This is a genomic window from Silicimonas algicola (assembly GCF_003148765.1).
Taxonomy (GTDB): domain Bacteria; phylum Pseudomonadota; class Alphaproteobacteria; order Rhodobacterales; family Rhodobacteraceae; genus Silicimonas; species Silicimonas algicola.
Genome location: NZ_QGGV01000002.1, coordinates 444,859 through 462,701 on the forward strand (window position 1 = coordinate 444,859; position 17,843 = coordinate 462,701).

The 17,843-nt window shown below is 69.1% G+C and carries 9 protein-coding genes and 1 pseudogene; 3 read left to right on the forward strand and 7 right to left on the reverse strand.

What is annotated here, in order from left to right:
* The first annotated feature begins 28 nt into the window (after positions 1-28).
* Entirely contained in the window at positions 29-1,072 is a 1,044-nt protein-coding gene (mnmH, locus tag C8D95_RS06580) for a tRNA 2-selenouridine(34) synthase MnmH (protein WP_109758360.1), read from the forward strand.
* Here the strand turns inward: mnmH and selD are convergent.
* The 5 genes from selD to C8D95_RS06605 all read right to left on the reverse strand — a co-directional run bounded on the left by selD (position 1,069) and on the right by C8D95_RS06605 (position 8,264).
* Entirely contained in the window at positions 1,069-3,225 is a 2,157-nt protein-coding gene (gene selD / locus C8D95_RS06585; RefSeq protein ID WP_109758361.1) for a selenide, water dikinase SelD, read from the reverse strand. The two genes, mnmH and selD, sit on opposite strands and share 4 nt — an antisense overlap.
* 19 nt (positions 3,226-3,244) lie before the next feature.
* Positions 3,245-4,297 (reverse strand): lipocalin-like domain-containing protein, encoded by a 1,053-nt coding sequence (locus tag C8D95_RS06590; RefSeq protein ID WP_109758362.1) that lies wholly within the window; start codon positions 4,295-4,297, stop codon positions 3,245-3,247.
* A complete protein-coding gene (locus C8D95_RS06595) occupies positions 4,287-6,689 on the reverse strand; it encodes an ABC transporter permease (protein WP_109758363.1) in 2,403 nt (800 codons plus the stop codon). The genes C8D95_RS06590 and C8D95_RS06595 overlap by 11 nt, the downstream gene beginning before the upstream one ends.
* A gap of 79 nt (positions 6,690-6,768) precedes the next feature.
* Entirely contained in the window at positions 6,769-7,419 is a 651-nt protein-coding gene (locus C8D95_RS06600) for an ABC transporter ATP-binding protein (protein ID WP_109758364.1), read from the reverse strand.
* A gap of 80 nt (positions 7,420-7,499) precedes the next feature.
* Positions 7,500-8,264 (reverse strand): sulfite exporter TauE/SafE family protein, encoded by a 765-nt coding sequence (locus C8D95_RS06605; protein ID WP_109758365.1) that lies wholly within the window; start codon positions 8,262-8,264, stop codon positions 7,500-7,502.
* Between the two features lie 110 nt (positions 8,265-8,374).
* On the opposite strand from C8D95_RS06605, the gene dnaE reads away from it, so the two are divergent.
* Positions 8,375-11,893, forward strand: coding sequence for a DNA polymerase III subunit alpha (gene dnaE, locus C8D95_RS06610; protein ID WP_109758366.1), 3,519 nt, complete (start codon positions 8,375-8,377; stop codon positions 11,891-11,893).
* A 4-nt stretch (positions 11,894-11,897) separates the two neighbouring features.
* On the opposite strand, the gene C8D95_RS06615 is transcribed toward dnaE, so the two are convergent.
* Positions 11,898-12,389 (reverse strand): flavin reductase family protein, encoded by a 492-nt coding sequence (locus C8D95_RS06615; RefSeq protein ID WP_109758367.1) that lies wholly within the window; start codon positions 12,387-12,389, stop codon positions 11,898-11,900.
* A gap of 320 nt (positions 12,390-12,709) precedes the next feature.
* Between C8D95_RS06615 and C8D95_RS06620 the strand changes: the two are divergent.
* Positions 12,710-15,129, forward strand: a pseudogene (locus C8D95_RS06620) (GcvT family protein).
* Between the two features lie 51 nt (positions 15,130-15,180).
* On the opposite strand, the gene C8D95_RS06625 reads toward C8D95_RS06620, so the two are convergent.
* Positions 15,181-17,796 (reverse strand): methyl-accepting chemotaxis protein, encoded by a 2,616-nt coding sequence (locus tag C8D95_RS06625; protein ID WP_109758368.1) that lies wholly within the window; start codon positions 17,794-17,796, stop codon positions 15,181-15,183.
* Between the last annotated feature and the right edge of the window lie 47 nt (positions 17,797-17,843).

The window sequence follows — 17,843 nt, forward strand, 5'->3', positions numbered from 1 at the left end:
GCCGCCGATCCGGTCTACCCCAAGGGTCATGTTCGATCTCACCCGCCTGTCCGACCTCGCCTCGGCACCCTTCGACACGATCATCGACGTGCGCTCGCCGTCCGAGTTCGCCGAGGATCACCTGCCCGGCGCGATCAGCCTGCCGGTCCTGTCGGACGAAGAGCGCGCGCGGGTCGGGACAATCTACGTGCAGGACAGTCCCTTCAAGGCGCGCAAGATCGGCGCGGCGCTGGTGGCTCGAAACGCGGCTGCGCATATCGAAGGGCCACTTTCGGGGTTCGACGGCGGCTGGCAGCCCTTGGTCTACTGCTGGCGCGGCGGGCAGAGGTCGGGTTCCTTCGCGTCGATCCTCGCGCAGATCGGCTGGCGGTCGGACGTCGTCAAGGGCGGCTACCAGACCTACCGACGCCTTGTCGCGCGGCGGCTCTACGACGATCCGCTGCCGTCGCCCGTGATCCTTCTCGACGGCAACACGGGCACGGCGAAGACAGAAGTGCTGACCCGCCTCGCCTCGCGCGGCGTCCAGTCCATCGACCTCGAGGGGCTTGCGAACCATCGGGGCTCTGCCCTTGGCGAGCGGGGCGGGCAGCCGGGGCAGAAGATGTTCGAAAGCCGCCTGGCCTCCGCAATCGAGGCGCTGGACCCCGCGCGTCCGGTGGTGATCGAGGCCGAGAGCAGCAAGGTCGGTCGCCTGAACATGCCGCCGCGCCTCTTCGCGGCGATGAAGGCGGCGCCGCGGATCGAGATCTCGGCGCCCGTCACCGCGCGCGCCGAATACCTGACGCGCGCCTATGGCGATCTCGTCGCGGACGGAGGTGCGCTGGACGACAGGCTGGACCTTCTCGTCAGGCTCCAGGGTCGCGAGCGGGTGGAAGGCTGGAAGACCCTGGCCCGCGAGGGAGGGCACGAGGCGCTGGCGGCCGAGTTGATCGACCTGCACTACGACCCGCGCTACCGCAAGGTGCGCGAGCGGATCGAAGGGGAAGTCCTCGAAGTCATCAGGGCCGAGACGCTCGACGAGGCAGGCATCGACGCCATCGCCGACGAGGTGGCAAGGATCGCGAAGGCCTAGCGCCCGGCGAGGGTGACGTGGCCCTTCGCGGTCATGCGCCCGATCCGTGCCGCGTCGTGGCCCATGGCGCGCAGGTCTGCGACAGCGCTTTCCGCCGCCGCCTCCGGGACGGCGGCGAGGAAGCCGCCCGCCGTCTGCGGATCGAAGAGAAGCGCGCCGCGCGCCGTTGACGGGACCGTCGCCTCGACCGCCGCACGGTTCGCGGCCCAGATCGACGACCGGACGCCCGCCTCGGCCAGCGCCGTCGCGCCGGGAAGGAAAGGGACAGCGGCAAGGTCGATCTCGGCCGAAAGCCCGGAGGCCCGCGCCATCCGGGAAAGATGTCCAGCCAGCCCGAAGCCGGTCACGTCCGTCATCGCATGCGCGACCGTCGCGAGCCGCGAAGCCGCGTCGCCCTGCGTCCGGCAGAGGATGTCGAGTGCCGCCTTCACGTCTCGGCCGTGGGCCTTCAGTTCCATCTCGGCAGCGAGGATCGTCCCCGAGCCTATGGGCCGGGACAGGATCAGCGCGTCGCCCTCGCGCGCGCCGGAAATGGTCAGGGCCGAGCGGTCGAGCAGGCCCGTCACCGTAAACCCGATGGACAGTTCGGGTCCGAGCGTCGTGTGCCCGCCCGCGATGGCCGCGCCTGCCTGTGCGAAGACCTCGCCCGCGGCGGACATGATCTCGGCCAGCCAGCCTTCCTGCATCCTCTCGGCCATCCGGGGCAGGGTGATCTGCGCCAGCGCCGCCTGCGGGGACGCGCCCATGGCCCAGACATCGCCGAGCGCATGAAGTGCTACGATGCGCGCCATGACGTAAGGATCCTCCCAGACCGCGCGCAGGTGATCCGTCGTCAGCACCTGGCGTACACCGCCGATCCGAAGGACTGCAGCGTCGTCGCCAGCGCCGGTCTCGATGTCGTCGCGCGCGAGGTCGGGAAGGGCGGCCAGCGCCCGGTCGAGCGCGCCGGGCCCGACCTTCGCGCCGCAGCCGCCACAGAGCGGCTTCGGGCCAAGCGCCTCGGCCACGCCGTTGGCAACTTCCTCCGGCAGGGGAGGCGGAGCCATCGGCGTCAGGTCACCGAGCTTTTCCATGAAGGCGCGGTCGATGCGGTCTTTCAATGTCCAAGCCCAGTCGCCCGAGATCGCCCGGTTCCACTTGTCGGCGACCGCTGCCTTCCGTCCGAGAGAGACGAGCTTCAGATAGTGCTTCTGCGGCCGGAAGGGCTCCAGCGCCTCGCCGGTCAGCGCCGCGCGGATGTTTCGCGTCAGGACGGGCGCGGCACGCACGGCATAGACGCCGGCCTTTGGGCGGGGGCTTTGCGAGAGGTGGGCGCAATCGCCCACGGCAAAGACGGCGGGATCGGTGACCGACCGCAGGGTCGCGTCGACAGTGACGTATCCCTTCGTCAGGTCGAGACCAGTCGTCGACAGCCAGTCATGCGGCCTCGCCCCCGCCGCGCCGACGGTCAGCGCCGCCGCCACGGTTCGGCCATCCGAGAGGGTGACGCTCTCCGCCTCGATGCGCTCCACGCGGACGTTCTCGATCAGGTCGATGCGCGCTGCCGCCAGTTCGGACAGGAGCCGCTCCCGCGCAGGGTCGGAGACATCTCTCAAGGCCCTGTCCGCCTCGATCACCGTCACCGCACCGCGTCCCGAAAGCGCATGATGCATGGCGAGCGCAAGTTCGACGCCCGCGACGCCGCCGCCGATGACCGCCACCGGGCCGCCTTCGTCCAGGTGGCGTGTCCAGCGGTCGGCGTAGGGGCCGAGGGGCTTCGCCGCGATGGCGTGGTCGCCGAAGCCCGGAAGGTCGGGCATATCGGAGGTGATGCCGATGTCGAGCGACAGAAGGTCGTAGCGCACGGGCGGGCGGCCGACGACGTCCACTGTCTTCGCGGAGAGGTCGAGACCCGAGGCGAGACCGAAGATCAGCCGGGCGCCGGCGAAGCGCGCCAGGCGGACGATGTCGATCTCGAGGTCGTCGCGGGCGTAGTGGCCGGCGATGAAGCCGGGGAGCATTCCCGTATAGGGCGCGGTCGGCTCCGGCGTGATGACGGTGAGACGCGCTCCGGGCAGGGGGTCCATGCCCCACCGCTTGAGCAGCAGCGCATGCGCGTGACCGCCGCCGACGAGGACGACCTCTTGCGCGAGGGGAAGCGGGTGCGGGTGCATCTGGCCTGCCTAGCCGCTCTCAGTCGTCTTGGCGAGGCGGCGCATAGCCGCTCATCTCGAGATAGCCCCGCCCCTCGTGCGTGCCGGTCACGGCGACCGGACCTTCCCAGTAGGGAATGCGCGTCCGCATCCAGCTGTCGTCGCGCAGCGCCTCGACGCGGATGTCGAGATCGCGCTCGGGCAGGGTGATCTGCCAGTCGACGGGAACCTCGCGGCCCTCGACCTCGGCGATGCGCAGGGGCGTCATCGTCAGCTCGCCGGGCTCCAGCGGGTCCGGCGTGCCGTCGGGCGCGATCCAGGTGCCGACGGTATAGGCGCCGCCGTCCGCCTCGCGCAGGCGATACCCCATGAGGCGATGGCCGTCGTCGAGGTGCAGTGAAATCCAGTCCCACCCGGTCTGCGATCCCGTCAGCGGCTGCGACGACCATTCGCGGTCGAGCCAGGCCTCTCCGCTGACCTCGACCGGGCCAGAGGGCAGCGTGATGGTGCCCGTCACGTCGTAGAACGGCTGCAAATAATAGTGGCTGGCCTGTCCCGCCTCGGACTTCACGCTGAAGCCCTCGACACCCTGCGGCACGAAGGGACCATCCGCGTCCAGCCCCAGGTCGTAGGCCCAGTCCGCGCCCTGCGCCGTCAGGGTGACCTCGGACAGCGTGGGGCCGGCCATCCGCCATTCGTCGATCCAGGCCTCGAAGGGCTCGGCCTCGACGCCCGCCTGTCCGATGCCGCCTCGGGCCAGGCGCTCGGCCGAGACGTGCCCGTCCGGCGTCGAAAGGGCGGCATGACCCATCCAGACCTGCCTGTCGGGGTCGCCTCCGGGCGCCAGGGCATTGCGGAAGAGCGTCCATTGGACGCCATAGGTCTCGCCGTCCGCGCCATCAAGGGTGGCGGTGACGTACCACCATTCGATGCGGAAATCGGGGTGGGGTCCGTGATCCTCGGGGAAGACGAAGCGCGTCGCGGGGTCGGGCAGGGCATAGCCGTCCGCGTCGGAGCCCAGCCCCGCGAACCCCTGCGCGAACCCCGCCAGGGGCAGAAGCGACAGGACAAAGGCGAAGGCTCTAGCGTTCATGCGTGAAGACCCGGATCAGGTCGGCGGGCGGACGGCGGGCCAGTTGCACTGCTGGCCACAGACCGGCAAGTGCGGCCGCCGCGAGCGAAAGAAGCCCAAGCCACAGCCATTGGAGGGGATAGACGAACATGGGCAGGCGCCAGCCGAAGGCCTCGACGTTGATGACAGCGAGCAGGATCCAGGCCAGACCGAGGCCCACGGGCACCGACAGCACGAAGGTCAGCGCCGCGAGGACGAGCGCGCGCAGGAACTCTATCCGGGCGAGGCGACCGCGCGTGAGACCAAGCGCCCAGAGAGGCGCAAGCTGGGGCAGGCGCATCGACGCCAGCGTGAGGAGGCTCGTGAGGATCGCGACGCCCGCCACGCCGAGCGTCAGCACGTTGAGCGCGCCCGTGACCGCGAAGGTCCGCTCGAAGATCGACAGGCTGAACGCCTTCAGCGCGGCCTGGTCGGTCATCGCATCGGCGGGGAGACCGAATTCGCCTTCGAGCGCACGGCGCAGGTCGTCGGTTCCGCCGTCGCCGACGAGGACGCCGAAGTCGGTGCGTTCTGCCTCGGGATAGCGGTCGGTCAGCACCTGGAGCGGGATCACCACCTGCCCGAGCGGATTGCCGTAGTCGCTGTAGACGCCGAGGATTTCGTCGCGAAAGCCGCCGGGCAGGTCCAGCAGGTCGCCGGGCGACAGGTCTTCGCGCCGCGCGAGCTGCTCGTTCACGAGGACGCCTCCGCCCCGGCCCATCCGCGCCCATGTCTCGGGGAGGGAGGCGAGAAGCGGCCATGTCCGGGCATAGATCGGGTGATCGGCCATGCCGTAGATCTCGGTCGGAGCGCCCAGGATGTCGCCCTCGGTGTTCCAGATCGGCAGCACGCCTTCGGCGCGGGCCTCGAGGAACGTGCGCAGCCGACCCCCTTCGGCGTCGTCGCGGGCGCTGACGTAGAGGTCGCTCACGAGCCTCTGGTCGAGCCAGCCGGTGAAGGTCTGCCGGAAGCTCGACACCATCGTGCCGACGCCGATGTTGGCGGAGAGCGCCAGCATCAGCGCCATCAGCGCCAGCGACAGGCCGGGAAGCTGCTGGCGGGTATCGGCCCAGAACCACTCCGACAGGGCCGTCCGCGCGCTGCGCCCCGCCAGCGCCACGAGGCCGGACAGCACCGCTGGGAGCGCAAGCGCCGCGGCGAGGAGGACGCCGCCGAGCAGGACGAAGCCGCCGGCGAGGCCGCCCCCCGCGACGAGCGCGAGGCAGGCGAGCGCCAGGCAGAGCCCGGCCAGAAGAAGCTGGGACCGGATCGCCCGGCCCGACACCATCGCCCAGGCGCGGGGTCGCGCGGGGGCGAGGGGCGGCATGCGCGCGACCCGCAACAGGCCGCCCGCCGCAGCCAGCGCCGTGCCGAGGCAGGCGATGACGAGACCGGAGAGCCACCAGGCGGGCGAAAGCGTCAGCGTGCCTTCGACGCTGGCGTCGTATAGGCCGCGCAGTGTCGCGGCGACGTCTGGCAGAAGGCTTGCGGCGATAATGTAGCCGAGAAGGATGCCGATGGCGCCCGCGATCACCGCGAAGATCAGAAGCTCGATGGTGAGTAGGCCGACGAGCGTGCCGGCCGGGACGCCGAGCGCGCGCAGGGTGCGGAAAACCGAGCGGCGCTGTTCGAAGGCGAGGCCGACCGCGCCGTTGACGATGAAGAGACCGACCGCGAAGGACAGAAGTCCGAAGGCGGTCAGGTTGAGATGGAAGCTGTCGGTGAGGCGCCCTAGGTCGTCGGCGGTCTGCGGCTCGCTGAGGGCGAGGTCCGGCGCCGCCTCGTCGAGCGGGGCCTGACGCAACGGTTGAACGGGGTCTATCAGCAGACGCGAGTATCCTTGCTGCCCGGTCAGTTCCGCGGCAACGGTGAGGTCTGTCAGGACGAGGCCCGACGCCAGCCCCTCGCGCGGGACGACACGGTCGCCGAAGGCCGACAGCCGCCCCGCCGTGACAGGATCGGCCAGCATGTCGCCGCCCGCCGCGACGAGGCCAGCGAGGTCGTCCGTGTCGAGCGACCCGGCGGCGGGCGACGCCTCGGGCAGGGTAAAGGGGTCGACGCCCAGAAGCCGCACGCGGCCCCGGTCGCCCTCGATCCAGCCGTCGATGACGGGGCTGACCAGCCAGCCAGCGCGGCGGAGGGCCACGTAAGTCTCGACCGGGATTGGTGCCGCGGCGGGGGCGGTCAGGGCCGAGACGCCTCCGCCGCCGAGGACGTCGGCTGCCGCGGCATAGCTTTTCCGCGCTTCGGCGTTGATCGCCTGCACGCCCGACCAGAGCGCGGTGGCGAGGGCCAGGCCCAGGATCAGGGTCACGAGCTGGAACGGCCGCCGACGCCAGTGCGACAGGAGGGCCGAGAGGACGGTGCGGATCATCGGGCGGGCGAGGGGGCTCTGCCCCCGCCTCCCTGCGGGCGGCCCCCCGACGTATTTGACGGCCGATGGAAGCGTCCCGTCATGCCAGGCGACCCCGGCTGAGGTGCAGGCGGCGGTCGGCGCGGGCCGCGAGCCTCTGGGAATGCGTGGCGACGAGAAGGGCGGTGCCCTCGGTGCGGGCGAGCGAGACGAGAAGGTCCATCACCGTGTCGCCCGTCGCCTCGTCGAGGTTGCCTGTCGGCTCGTCGGCCATGAGAAGGCGCGGACCGCCCGCGACCGCGCGGCCGATGGCCACGCGCTGCTGCTGCCCGCCGGAAAGCTCCTCGGGGTATTTCGCCAGGTGATCGGTCAGGCCCAGCCGAAGGGCGAGAGCGTCAAGCTGCGCCTCCTCGGCCCGCCCGGCGAGGCGCGCCTGGAAGGCCAGGTTGCGAGCCACGGACAGCGAGGGGATCAGGTTGAACTGCTGGAAAACGATGCCGATGTCGCTGCGTCTCAGGGCGGCGCGACCCCTGTCGTCCATTTCGGTCAGGTCCTGGCCGTCGATCAGCACATGGCCGATGTCGGCGGGCTCGAGCCCGGCCACGACATGAAGAAGGGTCGACTTGCCCGAGCCGCTTTCACCCGTGAGCGCCACGATCTCGCCCCCCTCGACGTCGAGAGAGATCCCGTCGAGCACGGGGCGCTCGGCCCCTGGGAAGCGTTTGACGAGATCGCGAACGGCAAGAAGCATGTGGCGGAGGTTAGCCTGCATTCGCGCGAAGGACAGGGGAAGGACGGCAGGTGAGACGCTGTGGCGCGGACGCCCTTGCGTCAGACCGCTTCGAGCATCCTCCAGAGCCCGATTCCGAAGGCCAGGCAGCCGACCGCGAGGCTCATCGGCCGGCGCGGGATGCGCGAGGCCATGTAGCCGCCCACGGCCGCGGCGGGCAGGCCTCCGGCGATCAGGCCGACGACCGGGCCCAGCACCGTATGAAGACCGCCGTCATCGCCCCAGTGGCCGCGGCTGAACGTGATCATGAGCGTCGCGAAGACCGCCGCCGATACGGCAAGCTCGGCGGCGCAGGACGAGCCCACGGCCTTGCGCGGTGGGTAGCCCGCGCCGAGAAGGCCCGTGGTCACGATCGGGCCCCAGCTTCCGCCGATGCCCTCGATCAGACCGCCCGCCCCGCCGATGGCCCAGGCGGGCGCGAAGGCGACGACCGAGGGCGTCCGCCCGAGGATGCCCCGGACGAAGATCAGGATGCCCATCATCATCAGGAAGACCGAGACGAGGATCACGACCGCCGGGCTCTTGAGGTGCGACAGGAGGAGGGCGCCGAGGACGCCGGTCGCCACGCCAGACACCGTCAGCCGCGTTAGAACGTGGCGGTCGATGTTGCCGAAGCGCATGTGCGAGAGCGCCGACACGAGGCCTGTCGGCAGCTTGGCCGCGTTCACGGCGGCCGAGATCAGCGGCGGCGACACGCCGCCCGCAAGGAGGATGGAGGAGGAGATGAGGCCGAAGCCCATGCCGAGGGAGGCGTCGATGAGTTGGGCGCAGAAGCCCACGACGGCAAACAGCAGAACGGTGTCCAAGATGCGACTCGCGCGGGGGATACGACCGGTGACGCTACGCTTGCGCTCGATCCCCCACAACGGGCATCGGTGCCTTCCGCCCCCTGCGTCCCGGCGCTAGTCTGCCGCCCATGACGAACGCCCCCCGATTCATTCACCTGCGCGTCCACACCGAGTATTCTCTGCTGGAAGGGGCCGTGCGGCTGAAGAAGCTGCCGGGTCTCTGCCAGAAGGCCGGGATGCCCGCCGTCGCGGTCACGGACACGAACAACATGTTCGCGGCGCTCGAGTTTTCCGTCTCGGCGATGGGGCAGGGCATCCAGCCGATCGTGGGCTGCCAGATCTCGGTCGCCTACGAGCGGCCTGCGCCGGGCGACAAGCCGGTGCCGCCCGCGCCGATGGTCCTGCTGGCGCAGAACAAGGCGGGCTACCAGAGCCTGATGACGCTGAATTCCTGCCTCTATCTGCGCGATGCCGACGCACCGCATGTCACCCTCGAGGACCTCGCCGCGAATGCCGAGGGGCTCATCTGCCTGTCGGGCGGTGCGGACGGGCCGGTCGGACGGCTTCTGCAGGCGGGACACGCGGCCCGTGCCGAGGCATTGGCGCGGCGCCTGTCGGAAATCTACCCGACGCGGTTCTATATCGAGCTGCAGCGCCACCCCGGCGAAGGCGGGCAGTTGCCCGAGGCCGAGCGCCTGACGGAACGCCCTGCCATCGAGATGGCATACGCGATGGAGCTGCCGCTCGTCGCCACGAACGACGTCTTTTTCCCCGATGCGAAGATGTACGAGGCGCATGACGCGTTGATCTGCATCGCCGAAGGCGCCTACGTCGATCAGCAGGCGCCACGCCGCAGGCTGACCCAGCAGCACTACTTCAAGTCCGCGCACGAGATGGCGGCCCTCTTCGCCGACCTGCCCGAGGCGCTGGAGAATACCGTCGAGATCGCGCGCCGCTGCGCCTTCGCCGTCGAGACCCACGAGCCGATCCTGCCGCGCTTCGCCGACGACGAGGTCGAGGAGTTGCGGCGTCAGGCGAAGCAGGGGCTCGAGGCGCGTCTTGCGGTGATCGAGCCCGCCGCCCCGCGCGCGGACTACGACGCGCGGCTCGAGTTCGAGCTGGGCATCATCGAGGGCATGGGGTTCCCCGGTTACTTCCTGATCGTGGCGGACTTCATCAAGTGGGCGAAGGATCACTCGATCCCCGTCGGGCCGGGCCGCGGCTCGGGCGCGGGCTCGCTGGTGGCCTATGCACTGACCATCACCGACCTCGATCCCCTGCGCTATTCGCTTCTTTTCGAGCGGTTCCTGAACCCCGAGCGCGTGTCGATGCCGGACTTCGACATCGACTTCTGCATGGACCGGCGCGAGGAGGTGATCCGCTACGTCCAGGGCAAGTACGGCGCCGACCGGGTCGGCCAGATCATCACCTTCGGAGCACTTCTGTCGAAGGCGGCGGTGCGGGACATCGGGCGCGTGCTCCAGATGCCCTACGGCCAGGTCGACCGGCTGTCCAAGCTGATCCCGGTCGAGGGCGTGAAGCCCATGTCGATCGAGCGCGCTCTGGCCGAGGAGCCGCGCCTGCGTGAAGAGGCGCGGTCGGAAGAGGTCGTCGACCGGCTTCTCACCTACGGCCAGCAGGTCGAGGGTCTGTTGCGGAACGCTTCGACCCACGCCGCCGGTGTGGTGATCGGCGACCGGCCGCTGGACCAACTCGTGCCGCTTTACCGCGATCCGCGGTCCGATATGCCGGCCACGCAGTTCAACATGAAGTGGGTCGAACAGGCGGGACTGGTGAAGTTCGACTTCCTCGGCCTCAAGACCCTGACCGTGATCCAGAACGCCATCGAGCTGATCCTTGCCTCGGGGCGCAGGCTGCACGAGGCGGCGGACGGCACCCGGCTTTACGAGCCGGAGGCGGGCACCGAGAACGACATCGGGCTTATCCCTCTCGAGGACGAGAAGACCTACGAGCTTTACGCCAAGGCCCGCACGGTCGCGGTGTTCCAGGTCGAAAGCTCGGGCATGATGGATGCGCTCCGGCGCATGAAGCCCACCTGCATCGAGGACATCGTGGCGCTTGTGGCGCTCTACCGGCCCGGTCCGATGGAGAACATCCCGCAATACTGCGACGTGAAGAACGGCCGCGCCGAGCGCGAGCGTCTGCACCCCTCCATCGACCATATCCTGGACGAGACGCAGGGCATCATCGTCTATCAGGAACAGGTGATGCAGATCGCGCAGGAGATGGCGGGTTATTCGCTCGGCGGCGCCGACCTTCTGCGCCGCGCCATGGGCAAGAAGCTTCAGTCCGAGATGGACAAGGAGCGGCCGAAGTTCATCGCGGGCGCCAAGACCCACGGGGTCGACGACCGCAAGGCGCTGGAGGTCTGGAACCTTCTCGACAAGTTCGCCAACTACGGCTTCAACAAGTCGCACGCCGCCGCCTATGCCGTCGTCAGCTACCAGACGGCCTGGCTGAAGGCGAACCACCCGGTCGAGTTCATGGCAGGCGTGATGAACTGCGATCTCCACCAGACCGAAAAACTGTCCGTCTATGCCGAGGAGGTTCGCCGGGGCCTCGACATCGCCATCGTGCCCCCTTGCGTGAACCGGTCGGAAGCCTCCTTCTCGGTCCGCGACGGCAAGCTGGTCTATGCCCTTGGCGCGCTGAAGAACGTGGGGCTCGACGCGATGCGGCTGATCGTCGAGGGGCGGGGCGGGCGACCCTTCTCGACGCTTTATGACCTTGCCCGACGCGTCGACCTGAAGCGAATCGGCAAGCGGCCGCTCGAAATGCTGGCCCGCGCTGGGGCCTTCGACGAGCTCGATCCGAACCGGCGGCGCATCTTCTCGTCGCTCGACGCGCTGACCGCCTATTCAGCGGCGATCCACGAACAGAAGGGCAGCGCGCAGGTCTCGCTTTTCGGCGAGGCGGGCGACGACCTGCCCGAGCCGCGTCTGTCGCCCATAGACGACTGGCTGCCGAACGAGAGGCTGGCGCAGGAACAGGCGGCGATCGGCTTCTACCTGTCCGGCCACCCCCTCGACGACTATGCGGTCGCGCTGAAGCGGAAGGGGATGTTGACGCTGGCCGAGCTTCAGGCGAAGGCCGAGCGCGACGGCGCGGCGGTCGCCCGCGTGGGTGTCATCGTCTCGGGGCTTCAGGAGCGGAAATCGGGGCGCGGCACGCGCTTCTTCCGCATGAACATCTCGGACCCCACTGGGCAGGTGTCCGGCATGGCGCTTTTCCCGGACGACTTCGACACCATCCGCCGCGTGTTCGAGCAGACCCACCAGGTCGTGATGACGCTTGAGGCCCGCTTCAACGAAGGTCAGTTCGACCCCATTGCGCGTGGCGTGACCCCGATCGAGGGACTGGTCGCCGATGGCATGGCCGCGGGACTCAACGTGATGATCGACACGCCTGACGCCGCCGTGCTGATCCAGTCGGTCCTCGGGCGCTTCCGCGAGGATGGCTCGATCCGGGCGCGGGGGCCGGTGCGGATCACGGCGCTTGCGGTTCCGCTTGGCGGGGCGCCGCAGGACGTGCCGGTGGACATCGGCGACGGCTGGCCCGTGTCGCCTCAGATCAAGGGGGCGCTGAAATCCCTGCCGGGCGTCGTGGCGGTCGAGGAACTGGCCTGACGCCTCAGTCGAGGTCGACGCCGCCGTAGCGTCCGCCTGCGAAGATCAGGGGTTCGCCCCGCTGTCGCGTCACGGCGAGCACGAGCCCGACGACGATGGCGTGGTCGCCCGCGTCGTGAACCGCCTCGGACGCGCATTCGAAGCGGGCGAGGCAGCCGTCAAGCTCTGGCACGCCCGCCGCATCCTCGCGCCAGTCGAGACCTTCGAAGGCCAGCCCTTCGGAGGCGAAGCGGCGGCAGAGGGGCTGCTGGTCGCGGCGCAGGACGTGGATCGCGAAGCGCTTGGCCCGAACGAAGGCGTCGAAGCGGGACGAGGATTTCGCCGGGCACCAGAGGACGAGCGGCGGATCGAGCGACACCGAGGAGAAGCTGTTCGCCGTGATCCCGAGCGGGCCGTGCGACGACCGGCATGTGACGACGGTCACCCCGGTCGCGAAGGCGCCAAGCGCCTCACGGAAGTCGGTCTGCGAGTCGGGGCCGGGAACGAAACGGATCATGTAGCGGACATTGGGGCTCGGTTCCCAAGAGTAAAGTCGGAAGGCGCGGGAAGTAGCGGATTGACTGCGGCCGCGTCCGCGAAGGCACGAAAAGCGGCGATTGTCGCATCCGGACAACCCGTTCCGGCAATGTTTCGGAAGCCAACCCGCGTTCGGTCGTATTTGATCAAGGTCTGTCCAGCGACGGTCATCGCATCGGCGCGTCTCCGATGCCGCGGAGCGCCCTCGCCGTGTCGCGAAATGACGTGACGCACCCTGCGCCGCCTTGCAGGCTGACCCCAAAACGCCGGCCCATGCGCCGGACCTGGACGGGGGACGGCATGAGGACGAATGTGCGCGTGGCGGTGATCGGCGGCGGCGTCGTCGGCTGTTCGGTGCTCTATCACCTGACCAAGCTCGGCTGGTCCGACGTCATGCTGATCGAGCGCTCGGAGCTGACCAGCGGGTCGACCTGGCACGCCGCGGGCGGCTTTCACACCCTGAACGGCGACACCAACATGGCGGCGCTCCAGGGCTACACGATCAACCTCTACCGCGAACTCGAAGCCATCACCGGCATGTCCTGCGGGCTGCACCATTCCGGCGGCATGACGCTGGCCGACACGCCCGAGCGCTTCGACATGCTGAAGGCCGAACGCGCCAAGCACCGCTACATGGGTCTCGACACCCGGATCATCGGGCCGGACGAGATCCGCGAGATGGCGGATTTCGTGAACACCGACGGCATCCTGGGCGCGCTCTACGATCCGCTCGACGGTCACCTCGACCCTTCGGGGACGACGCACGCCTATGCCCGCGCGGCGCGGATGGGCGGGGCCGAGATCGTGACCCACAACCGGGTCCTCGAGACGAACCCTCGCGCGGACGGCACCTGGGACGTCATCACCGAGAAGGGCACGATCCACGCCGAGCACGTCGTGAACGCCGGCGGCCTCTGGGCCCGCGAGGTGGGGGCGCTCGCGGGCGTCTATCTTCCGCTTTTGCCGATGGCGCACCAGTACCTTGTCACCGGCGACGTCCCCGAGATCGCGGCCCGCGCCGACGAGATCCCGCATGTCATCGATCCCGGCGGCGAAAGCTATCTGCGCCAGGAGGGAAAGGGCTTTGTCATCGGCTTCTACGAGCAGCGCTGCGAGCCCTGGGCGGTCGACGGCACACCCTGGGACTTCGGACACGAGCTTCTGAACGACGACCTCGACAAGATCGAAGACAGCGTCGCCTTCGCCTGGCGGCGCTTCCCGATCCTGGAACGCGCGGGGATCAAGCGCGTGATCCACGGGCCATTCTCCTTCGCGCCCGACGGCAATCCCCTGGTTGGACCGGTGCCGGGCCTGCGCAACTATTGGGCGGCCTGCGCGGTCATGGCGGGCTTCAGCCAGGGCGGGGGCGTGGGCCTGGCGCTGGCGCAGTGGATGATAGAAGGCGAGACCGAGCGCGACCCGCGCGCGATGGATGTGGCGCGCTTCGGGCGTTGGACGACGCCGGGATACACTGTGCCGAAGGTGATCGAGAACTATCGCCGTCGCTTTTCTGTCAGCTATCCTAACGAGGAACTCACCGCCGCGCGCCCCTTCCGCACGTCGCCCATGTACGACGTCTGGGACGCCAAGGGCGCGGTCTTCGGCGCGAGCTACGGCATGGAAGTGGTGAACTGGTTCGCGCGCCCCGGCGAGGCGCGCCGGGAAGAGCCGACCTTCCGGCGCTCTAACGCCTGGGACGCGGTGCGGGACGAAGTGCGCGCGGTCCGCACAGGCGTGGGCATCGGCGATATCCAGGCTTTCGCAAAATTCCGCGTCACCGGTTCGGGCGCGCGGGATTGGCTCGACCGCGGCATGGCGGGGGCATTCCGGTTCCGGGGCGCATGGCGCTGACGCCGATGCTGGCGCCCTCGGGGCGACTCGTGGGCGACATGAGCGTGGCCTGTTACGGCGCTGACGACTTCCTCCTGGTGTCGAGCTACGCCGCGCAGGACATGCATCTGCGCTGGTTCGCGGCCTCTCTACGGCCGGACGAGGACGTGACGATCGAGAACCTCTCGGATCGGCTGACCGGATTTCAGCTTGCCGGTCCGTCGGCGCGCGAGCTTCTGACGCGCGTGACGGCCGCCGAGGTGTCTCAGGCGGCGCTGCCGTTTCTGGCCGTTACGCGCGCGACCGTGGGGCCGGCTGCGGCGCGGATCCAGCGCGTCAGCTATACCGGCGACCTCGGGTTCGAAATATATTGCGAGGCGACGATGCAACGCGCGCTGTGGCAGGCGCTCGATGCGGCCGGGTCCGACCTGGGACTGAGGCCCTTCGGGTTGCGGGCGCTCATGTCGCTTCGGCTCGAGAAGGCTTTCGGCGCCTGGGGGCGGGATTATACCGCCGACCTGACGCCGGGCGAGACGGGTCTCGACCGCTTCATCGACTTCGGCAAGACGGCGGACTTCATCGGACGGGCCGCGGCCGAGGCGGAAAGGTCGGCGGGCGCCGGCCGCCGCCTCGTCGCCTTCGAGGTGGACGCGGATGAGGCTGACGCCGTGGGGTGGGAACCGGTGTGGATCGATGGCGCCGTTGCCGGCTATTGCACATCGGGCGGCTATGCGCACTGGACCGACCGGTCGATGGCGCTGGCGCTGATCCCTGCGGAACAGGTCCGCGACGGGCTGGAGGCCGAGATCGAGATACTCGGCCACAAGCGCCGGGCCCGCCTGGTCACGCGTCCGGCCTTCGATCCGGAGGGCGCAAGGATGCGGGGCTAGGGCAGGGGCCGGGCGGCGCATCGCGACGATGCGTGCGCCTGAAGTCAGGGATCAGAACTCCTCCCAGTCGTCATCGGCCACGTCCTCCGGCGCCAAGGCCAGATTGCCGGCGGACCTCGTAGGTCGACCGGCATCCGTCCTGACGTCCTGCCCCGCGCTTCGGCCGAGAGGTGCGAGCTTGGCGACACTTCGCTCTACGGGCGCAGGCGCGTCAGCCGCGCCGTTCTTCGCCTGAACCGCGGCCGGGGCGGTGCTCGAGGCGGACGCACGCGGTCCGCTGCATTGGAAGCGGTTGGTGATCGACACGAGCGAGGTCGCCTCGGTCGTCATCAGCTTCGACGAGGCCATCGTTTCCTCGAACATGGCGACGTTCTTCTGGGTGACCTGGTCGAGCTGGTTCATCGCCGTGTTGATCTCGTCGAGGCCGGTCGACTGCTCGCGCGCCGAGGCGGCGATGCCCGAGACGTGTTCGGCGATGCCGCCGACCGACGCCACGATCTCGGTTAGCGCGTGACCGGCCTTTCCGACCAGCGAGACGCCTTTCTTGACATGCTCGGACGAGGTCGAGATGAGGTCGGTGATCTCGCGCGCGGCTTCCGAGGAGCGCTGCGCGAGCGCGCGGACCTCCGACGCCACAACGGCGAAGCCGCGTCCCGCATCGCCTGCGCGCGCGGCCTCGACGCCTGCGTTGAGGGCAAGAAGGTTGGTCTGGAAGGCGATCTCGTCGATCACGCCGATGATGCGTGAGATCTGTTCCGAGGAGTTGGCGATCTCGCCCATGGCGTCGACGGCCTGCCGGACCACGTCGCCCGAGGTCGCGGCGTTGTCGCGGGCCTCGTCGACGACGTCGTTGGCCTGCTTGGCTCCCGACGCGGCCGAGGCGACCGAGGCGGTCAGCTCCGAGATCGCGGCGGCCGTTTCTTCCAGCGTAGCGGCCTGGCGCTCGGTCCGACGCGACAGGTCGTCGGCCGCGCCGGATACATTGTCGGCCTCCCCGAGGATGGCGTCCGCGCTGGCGAGGATACGGGCGATCGCACCGTCGAGTTCCCCCACCGCGCGATTGAAGTCGCTGCGAAGCGCCTCGTAGTCGCCGGGGAACGCGGCCTCGATGCGGACGCGCAGATTGCCGTCCGACAGCTGGGTCAGCGCACCCTTCAGTTCGGTCATGACGCGCGATTGCTCGGCCACCATGCGCTCGTTCTGTTCGGTCGCCGCGCGAAGCCGCGCCTCGCTCGCGGTGATGTCCTGACCGAGGAGAACGAAACCCGTGAGGCGGCCCGCGGAATCGGTGGTGGGGCTGAGGCTGCCGTCGAGCAGCAGATCGACGGCCCCCATCGTCGTGAGAAACTTCCCGAATATGGCCTTGCCGGACTTGAGCGAGGGCTCGACAGGGCTTCCGTCGGCATTTCGGACGAATTGAGCCAGACGCACGTCCGAAGGCGTCCGTCCGCCGGTCTTCAGCGCGTTTGCCATGCGGTCGCTCATCGCCGAGAGCAGTCCGTCGGCGCCGAAGTCCGCGCGCAACTGCGCCTGTTCCAGCGAGGCGAGGACCGCCGCCGTCTTGCGCTGCTCGGTGACGTCGAGCCATTCGAGCACATAGCCCATCGTGGCGCCGTTCTCGCCCTCGATCCGGTTCAGCACGAGGTTCATCAGAACGCTGCCGATGGTGATGTCGATGTCGATCGGGAAGGACGCTTCGGCCATACGCCTGCGCGGGCCCTCGGGCCTGCGGTGGAACAGATCGGCGTTCATGCCGACGAGGCCGTCGGGATCGAAAGAGGGCACGACCACCCGGAAATCGTCGAGGTTGTTGCGCACCAGGTCGATCATCGCCGTGTTGCAGTGAGTGACGGTCATGTCGGTGTCACAGAGCATCATCGCAGCGGTCGATCCCTGGAAGCCCGCGCCGCGGAACATGGCGTCGACCTTGGCGATCTCGGCCGCGTCCAGCCTCATCCTCAGGGTTTCGAGAGCCGTGGCCGTGTTGCCGATCTCGTCGCCCCGGTCGAGATAGGGCACAGGCGTGGCGAAATCGCCTCGCGCCATGTCGGAGGTCCGCAGGATGATGCGATTCAGCGGGCTGGTCACGATGCGCCGAACGGCCCATGTCCCGAGGGCGGACATGACGAGGGCAATCGCGGCACTGACCGCAATGGCGATCTTGAGGTCGTCCGCAACGGTCGATTCGAGCGCCGCCGGGCTCCACACCACACCGAGGCCGCCGAGAACGGTACGTTCCTTGCCGCCGAAGATGGGGACCGCGACGAGGAGCCCGTCGGGCGAAACGATTTCCTCTCCCGCGTCGGCTGCCTGTCTCGCCAGCGCTTCGATCGCTTCGAGGGCGCTGTCCTTCCCCTGCTGCGCGACGACGGCGCCTTGCGCGACGACGATGGAAAGGGTCGCGAGCGCCGTGCTGTCGATGACGGCTTCCAGTTTTTCCTCGACCTGAGCCAAGTCGCCGAACTTGAGCGGTGCAGCGATCTGCTGCGCCGTGGACTCGGTGACGCTCGCGCCCAGGGACCGCGCCGCCTCCAGGGCGATCTGGCCGCTGGTGCGAAGCGACATGACCGTCAGCGCGGCCGACAGGACCGCGCAGATGCCGACGATGAGGATGAGGCACTTGAGAAAGATCGGCAGCGACGTGCGACGGGCCTGCGGCTTCGACATGGGGACGCGGTCTCCTAGAGGCGGGACGAGAGAGGGGTCAGGCACGG